The following is a 7,386-nucleotide window of genomic DNA, read 5'->3' as shown; positions in this document are numbered from 1 at the left end:
TTGAAGACCTCATCCAGCCCGCCGGAGGCCTTCAACGCCTCCACCGCAGCAGCACCGCCACCGTTGGCATGAGGATCCGTATTCGTCATGGTCATGATTGTCCTTCCCAGAAGGGCTTACACAGACCATCTGACACGCTCGTGGCCGGACCACGAGGCTCATCCCTACGCCGGGTGATCTCAGCATTCGCCGCGGCCATCCTGGCCGTAGTCGGACTGGTCGTGGCACCCGCCGCGGCCTTTGCTGACCACAACACGGACATCAAGATCACCGATGTCATCCTCACCAACACGACCCACACCACAGGTCAGACCATCGTCAACGACCAGCTGACGGTGACGGGCAAGTGGGATGCGTCGGATGCGGAGCCCAAGCCCGGCGATACCTTCAACATCACCCTGCCGCCGGAGCTGGACTTCCCCGGCAACGTGTCCTTCGACCTGAAGGGTGCAGACGGCACGGTCTGGGGTAGGTGTACCACCAGTAAGTCGAACGGCAACGCCGTGTGCACGCTGAGCGATGCGGTGGCCGAACACCCCGAGGACGTCAAGGGCACCTTCACCTTCGACGTGTTGGCGACGGAGACCACCACCGAGAAGGACGTTCACTTCGATCTCAACGGCAAGGACACCCCCGTCACGGTCCCTGGCGACAAGGGAATCGGTGACGGTGTCGTTGTGCCCACCGACCTGAAGAAGTCCGGTGTGCTGAACGGTAACAAGTGGTCCATGACCTGGACCATCGACATTCCTGGGGAAAAGCTGCAGGGCAATGGCGCTGTCCACGTCAGCGACACTCTCGGCGAGGGCCACCAGCTGTGTGACCCCAGTGGCCTCAAGATCACTGCTGTGCGTGGCAACACCTCGAAGGACGTGACCTCACTCGGCAGCATTTCCACCCCTGGCACCAAGCCCGGGTCGGACTTCGACTTCGTCCTGAACGCGCCGGAAGGCGGCTGGGATCCGGCCTACACCTACCGCATCCAGTACAAGACCTGCACCCCGGACGGTCGTATCGACGAGCCGGGCACCGTGTATGACAACAGTGCCTACGTTGACGTGATCGGTGAAGGCGTGGACGGCGTCGGCGTGACGCAGGACTGGACCTACAATGCGGGCGCTTCCAAGTCCGGCAGCGTGGTCGGCGGTAAGGACCGCAATGGGAAGGTGCGCTGGACCGTCACGCTGGCCGGCGAAGGCCTCAAGAAGACGGACGGCATCAATTTCGAGGACACCATCGGTGCCGGCCAGAAGCTCTGCAAGCCCGAAAATGTGAAGATCGTGCAGCGCAAGGGCCCCACCAGCGAAGCAGACACCGACGTCACTGGGCAGTTCGACACGACGATCACGCCGAATGGCGACAGGACGGCGTTCTCCTTCAAGGCCGACATCAAGTCCACCTCGGACTTCGACTTCAAGGGCAAGCCGTACTATTACCTGATTTCCTATGACACTTGTGCCACTGAGGAAGGACTGCCGGCCGGTGGGACCAAGTACTCCAACACGGTGAAGATCGGTGAGAAGGAGATCACTGGAGGCGCCACGGTTCCGGGGCGCAATTACGCCAAGTCCGGCAACATCAGCGACCAGACCCGCACCATCGACGGCAAGGAGCATCTGCCGCAGACCACCATCGACTGGACCGTGGTCATCCCCGGCGAGAAGATCGACGGCGTCAACTCCCCGCTGGAGCTGGTCGACGACTTCGGTGAGGACTCCGCACACCAGGTGTGCCCGGCCGGCGATCCCGGCACGGCTACCTCTCGTCTGAACCTGAAGATCCAGGCCCAGGACCAGATCAATGGTGGCGGCCTCCAAAACGTTGACCTTGCCAATAAGACCACTGCCACCGTCGACGGCGACAACGGCGGCTTCAAGTTGAGCGTTGATGCTCCGACGCTGAAGCTTCCCAACGGCTCCGACTTCACCGGGTTCAGCAAGGAATACCAGTACGTCATCACGTACACCACCTGCACCACCTCCGGTGGCATGGATGCCAAGGGCACCAAGTACAGCAACACCCTCACGGGTGATGGCGTCAATCTGAGTGCAACGAAGGAGCAGACGTACAACGCCAGCGGCACCGGCGAGGGCGTCTCCCGTGGCTCCGTGGCCGTCAGCAAGGATCTGACCGACAACTCGGCGGCAGCACTGGTTCCGGATGGCACCAAATTCACCGTGCACGTGAAGGAATTCGCACCCAACAAGACCACACCCGAGGTCGAGTACGACCTGCAGGTGCCGCTCAATGGCGGCCCCGTGAAGGGGCTCAATCCCCGCGGCAAGGGTTGGACCATTCAGCTCTCCGAGCCCAAGTTCCCCAATGTGTCCGGCGTGGTCTTCGCTGACCCGACGTTTACAGCCAGCGATGGCGTGACGGTGTCTCAGGATGGCAAGGTCGCCACAGCGACCTTGACCCCTGCCACCAACATCGAGGTGAAGCTGACCAACACGGCCCAGCTTGGCCAGGTGGCCATCACCAAGGCACTCACCGGCGGCGCGGCCGACCAGGTGGATGCCGAGAAGGAATACACGGTCACCGCGAAGATCAACACCAGCGAGCTGGGCAGCAATGTGCCTGCGCAGCAGGATCGCACCTTCACACTGAAGGCCGGCGAGACCAACGTGCTGAAGGATCTCCCCATCGGGGCCAAGGTCACCTTCAGCGAGGCCAAGCCAACAGATGACGACACCTTCACCTGGGGCGAGCCCACGTTCGACCCGGAGACCGTCACGGTCACGAAGGACAACGTCTCTACCCCGGCCAAGGTGACTCTCACCAACAAGGTGGAGCGCACCGTAGGTACGTTCTCCCTGTCCAAGAAGGTGACGGGCGACGAGGCCGGCAACGGGGCCGTTCCGGAAACCGTGAAGGTCACGGCAACCTGGAAGGACGCGGACGGCAAGGACCAGTCCAAGGACCTGACGCTCCCGACCGACGGCACCTCGGTCCCGTTCGGTGAGAACCTGCTGATCGGTACCGAGGTCACCCTGACCGAGACGCCGCTGACGGATGGTTCCGGCATCGTCTGGAGCGATCCGACCTGGGACGGCACCGGAGTCGAGGCCAGCGGCAAGTCCGCCGTGGTCACGATCGGCCGCGATGCCAAGGCCAACGTCACGCTCACGAACAAGACGACCACATCCACCGCTCGCATCAGCCTGATCAAGAAGGTCACGGGTGACGCTGCGGATCAAGCCAAGGGCGCCGAGTACACGGTCAAGGCGACCTGGAAGATCGGTGACCAGGACTTCTCCAAGGAACTCAAGATCAACGCGGAGACCGCCACCGATCTGGGCGTGGACCTGCCTCACGGCACAGTCGTCACGATCGCCGAGCAGACCCCGCCGACTATCGACACCGTGACGTGGGGATCCATCACGATCGAGGGCGATGGCGTCACCGACAAGGGCAAGGGCGTCGCGGAGGTCGTGGTCAAGGACCAGCAGGATGCCACCTCACTGGTTACCGTGACCAACGAGGCCACCTGGGCCACCGGCACCTTCGACCTGTCCAAGACGGTCACGGGTGATGAGGCTGACAACGAGGCCGTCCCCGCCGAGGTCACGGTTACCGCGACCTGGACGGACCCGGAGGGCCAGGAGCAGTCCAAGGAACTCACCGTTCCGACCGACGGCAGCACGGTGGACTTCGGCGAGAGGCTCCGGTTCGGTACCGAGGTCACCCTGACCGAGACGCCGCTCGAGAACGGTTCCGGGATCAACTGGGTCGCCCCGCAGTGGACCATCGCCGACGATGACATGGTGGTGGATGGTCTGTCCGCCAGGGTGACGATCGGTCACGAGACGACCGCAAAGGTGGCCTTGGAGAACAAGGCCACGACCTCCACGGCCGGCATCAGCCTGATCAAGGGCCTCTCCGGCGAGGCTGCCGGCGAGGTGGATCCCAAGACCGAGTTCCCGGTCACCGCGACCTGGAAGATCGGTGACGAGGAATTCTCCAAGGAGCTGACCATCAACTCGGTGGAGCCCACGGAGCTGGGCGAGGAGCTGCCATACGGCACGCTCGTCACCATCACCGAGGGCGAGCAGCCCGGTATCGACACCGTGGTCTGGGGCTCCATCGTGATCACCGGTGACGACGTCACCGACAACGAGGACGGCAGCGCCACCGTGAAGGTCAAGAACCTGCAGGACGATTCCACGTTGATCACCGTGACCAACGAGGCCACCTGGGCCCCTGGCACGTTCTCACTCACCAAGGACGTCACGGGTGTGGCTGCCGACAACTCCGATATCCCGGAGACCGTCGATGTGACGGCCACCTGGTACGAGGGTGACGAGCAGCAGTCCGAGAACCTCTCGGTCCCGACGGACGGTTCCAAGGTCGAGTTCGGCCAGGATCTGCCCCACGGTACCGAGGTGACGCTGGCGGAGACCCCGTTGGACGCCGCGCCGGCGTTCACCTGGGCCGATCCGGCCTGGGAGGCCGAGGGCATCGTCGTCAATGACGACGGCACGGCGACCATTACCATCGGCGCTGCGAAGGACATCGACGTCAAGCTCACCAACCAGGCCGTCGAGTCCCTCGGCAGCTTGGACGTGACCAAGACGCTCTCCGGCGATGGTGCAGACAAGGTCGCGAAGGACACCACTTTCCCGGTGACGGCCACCTGGACCGACATCGCCGGCGATGAACAGACGGCCGACCTGGAGCTGAAGGCCGGCAAGGCCTCCACGCTGGAGAACCTGCCGCTCGGCACCAAGGTCACCCTCACCGAGGATGACGCCGAGGACACCGATGTCGTGAAGTGGATCGGTGCCGAATGGAGCAGCGAGGACGAGTCGGTGGAGATCTCCGCCGATGGCACCAAGGCTGTTGTCACGGTGACCGGCGATCCGGGAGCCAAGGCCGCGGTCACGCTGGACAACGAGTACGAGGACGTCCCGGAAACCCCCACTGAGGAACCGACCACGGAACCGAGTACCGATGCCGGCACGACTCCGGCCACCAACCCGAGCGGCACGCCGACCGATGACGGTAGCGACGGGCCCCTGGCCTCGACCGGTACCTCGATCGGTATCGGCATGGTGGTCCTGATCCTGGCCCTCATCGGCGCAGGCATCACGCTCATGGCGCGTCGTCGCCGCACTCACTGAGCTGACTAGCGGCTAGTACAGTGCCGCCCCCGATCCTCGGATCGGGGGCGGCACTGTTTCGTTGTGGCCGGGGGGCGGCCTGGGGGGCGGCCGCGGACGGTTGCCCGACGGGTGGTCCCAGCGTCCGCGCTCAGGCCGGCTTGTGCGCCGGGCGGACTGTGATCGATTCGACCTGCGAGGTCTCCGGCGCGGAGATCGCATGGCGGACACTGGCGGCTACGGTCTCCGGCGTGACGTAGGTGTATTCGTCTCCGTCGGTTCCGGCTTCGCGCCGCAGTCGGTGCCCCATGTCCGTTGCGACGAATCCCGGGTGGACCGACGTGACACGTACCCCGCGATCACGTTCCTCCTCGCGGAGGCAATCCGCCATGGTGCGCAGAGCGAACTTGGTCCCCGTGTACACGGCCCCACCGGCGTAGGAGAATATGCCGGAACCGGAATTGATCATGACCACGATGCCCCGGGCCGTCCGCAGCGCGGGGAGCAGGCGGGCGGTCAGATCCGCCACAGCGAAGACGTTGACCTCGAAGGACGCCCTCCAATCCTGCCTCGTGAAGGAGTCGAAGGGGCGTTCGTCCGCGATGCCTGCCGAGTTCACGAGGACGTCCAGGTGGGTCAGCCCGGCCTCGTCCACCGCGGCGGCAACGGACGCCTCGTCCGAGAGGTCGGCGATGAACGGGACCACTTCCGCATCCTGGGGCAGCGCCCCCGGCTCGTGGATCCAGGACAAGGACTCCGAGGTGCTGGCTCCGGCCAGAATCCGGTGAGTGAGGGCCAGGTCCATCAGAACGGCCTTGCCGATACCGCGTGAGGCGCCGGTGATGACAGCTGTGGGGCGGAGCGAAGTGTTCCAAGTCATGATGCCCAGCATGGCATGCTCCACCTTTCGCTGCACGGGATCAGAACTTGAATCCGGGCCGCCACCACTGAGCGCGTGAGCGTTATTCCGGTATCGTCGAATCACGAGGATTCCTTCATCATTTCGATGAGGGCGGTGCGCGCCCGGCCGGCGCAACGAAAGGATGCGCAAGCGACGCTATGAGCAGGAGCGAGCAGATTCTGGACACCTACGTGTCCTTGCTGGTGGACGGTGGAGTTCGACAGGCCACCATCGAGGCCGTTGCCCGCAAGAGCGGGCTGTCCAAGCCGGGCTTGCTGCATCATTTCCCTTCACGGGCCGCCTTGGACACCGCTTTGATCTCCCGTCTGCGTGTACTCGTGAAGCTGGACGTCGCCGCGATGGCCGCAGCGCCGGACGGCGCTGTGCATTACTACTTGGCCTCCTCGCTTGAAGTCGGCTCCGATCTGGAACGTGCGGTGGTCGCTGTGACCCGACTGGGGCAGGCGGGGAATGCGAACGCGCGTGCAGAACTTCGTGCGGCCCGGGATGAGTGGTTCGACTTGTTGCTGGCCCAGCTCGGGAATCCGGTCATGGCTCGGTTGGCCCTGCTGGCGGGCGACGGTGTGGCCTATCAGGCCGATATCACCGAGCCGGGCTCGGCTCCCTACGTCGACGAGGCCGACGTCGAGGAGATCGCAGAGGCCTTCGTCTCGCGCTGACGCCAGGCGTCCGGGGCACGGAACCATTCATGCCCGACGGCGCGGGGTGTGCTCCGGTGCTCCCCGCGCCGCAGGCGCGGGTGCCGACCGATCCGCGCGGACGGAGCGGAGCAGGCTGAGCCGGGCCCCCTCCGTCGGGCATTGGATGCCTGGTACTAGCCAGTGGTGAGCGCGAGGGTCAACGAACACGCTGCCAGCACGGCGACGGCCAGGACCAGACTGCGCACTACATGCGCACGGAGGGGGACCTCCACCCCGGCCACGCGGCAACGCCACAGCCACAACAGGGTCGCGAGTGTTCCCCACGGGGTGACGATGGCCCCGGCGTTGACCCCCACCAGGAGTGCCACCGTGCGGGAGGCGTGATCCGCGGCGGCGGGCTGCAGCGCCAGGAACGCCGGAAGGTTGTCGACGCCGTTGGCGGCCAGTGCACCGACTCCGGCGACTCGGGCCAGGTGCCACCCCCCGGTGCCGGAGCCGAGTGCTGCGGCCATCCACTGGTCGAGGAACAGGGGCCGTAGGACCTCCACCAGGATGAACAACGCCAAAACGGCCAGAGCCATCTTCCATGGCACGGAGAGCGAGCGGCGATGTTCGGGGCGTCTGAACCAACAGACGACTGCCAGCACCAGGGCGGCGACGACCGTGGGGAGGGTGGGGGAGACGCCGGCGCCGAACAACACCGCCAAGATGACACAGACCACGG

Annotated in this window: 3 protein-coding genes and 1 pseudogene; 2 read left to right on the top strand and 2 right to left on the bottom strand. The window is 64.9% G+C overall.

Annotated elements, in window-relative coordinates; genetic code table 11:
- The first annotated feature begins 173 nt into the window (after positions 1-173).
- Positions 174-5,120 carry a DUF5979 domain-containing protein gene (locus Q0A15_RS01800; RefSeq protein ID WP_291277831.1) on the top strand — a complete coding sequence of 1,649 codons (4,947 nt, stop codon included), beginning with the start codon at positions 174-176 and terminating at the stop codon, positions 5,118-5,120.
- Positions 5,121-5,250: 130 nt separating this feature from the next.
- Here Q0A15_RS01800 and Q0A15_RS01795 read toward each other — a convergent pair whose 3' ends face one another.
- Positions 5,251-5,979: an SDR family oxidoreductase gene (locus Q0A15_RS01795; RefSeq protein ID WP_291277830.1), complete on the bottom strand. Its 729-nt coding sequence runs from the start codon at positions 5,977-5,979 to the stop codon at positions 5,251-5,253.
- Between the two features lie 179 nt (positions 5,980-6,158).
- Between Q0A15_RS01795 and Q0A15_RS01790 the strand changes: the two genes are divergently transcribed.
- Positions 6,159-6,680, top strand: coding sequence for a TetR/AcrR family transcriptional regulator (locus Q0A15_RS01790; protein ID WP_291277829.1), 522 nt, complete (start codon positions 6,159-6,161; stop codon positions 6,678-6,680).
- Between the two features lie 155 nt (positions 6,681-6,835).
- On the opposite strand, the pseudogene Q0A15_RS01785 reads toward Q0A15_RS01790, so the two are convergent.
- Positions 6,836-7,386 (bottom strand): annotated as a pseudogene (locus Q0A15_RS01785) (arsenic transporter); the annotation flags it as partial.

The organism is Galactobacter sp. (assembly GCF_022712295.1).
Lineage (GTDB): Bacteria > Actinomycetota > Actinomycetes > Actinomycetales > Micrococcaceae > Galactobacter.
This window is presented reverse-complemented; position numbering and strand designations above follow the sequence as displayed.

Coding starts and splice junctions, on each gene's coding strand:
- Q0A15_RS01795 (WP_291277830.1), bottom strand. CDS start 5,979: ATGACTTGGAACACTTCGCTCCGCCCCACAGCTGTCATCACCGGCGCC.
- Q0A15_RS01790 (WP_291277829.1), top strand. CDS start 6,159: ATGAGCAGGAGCGAGCAGATTCTGGACACCTACGTGTCCTTGCTGGTG.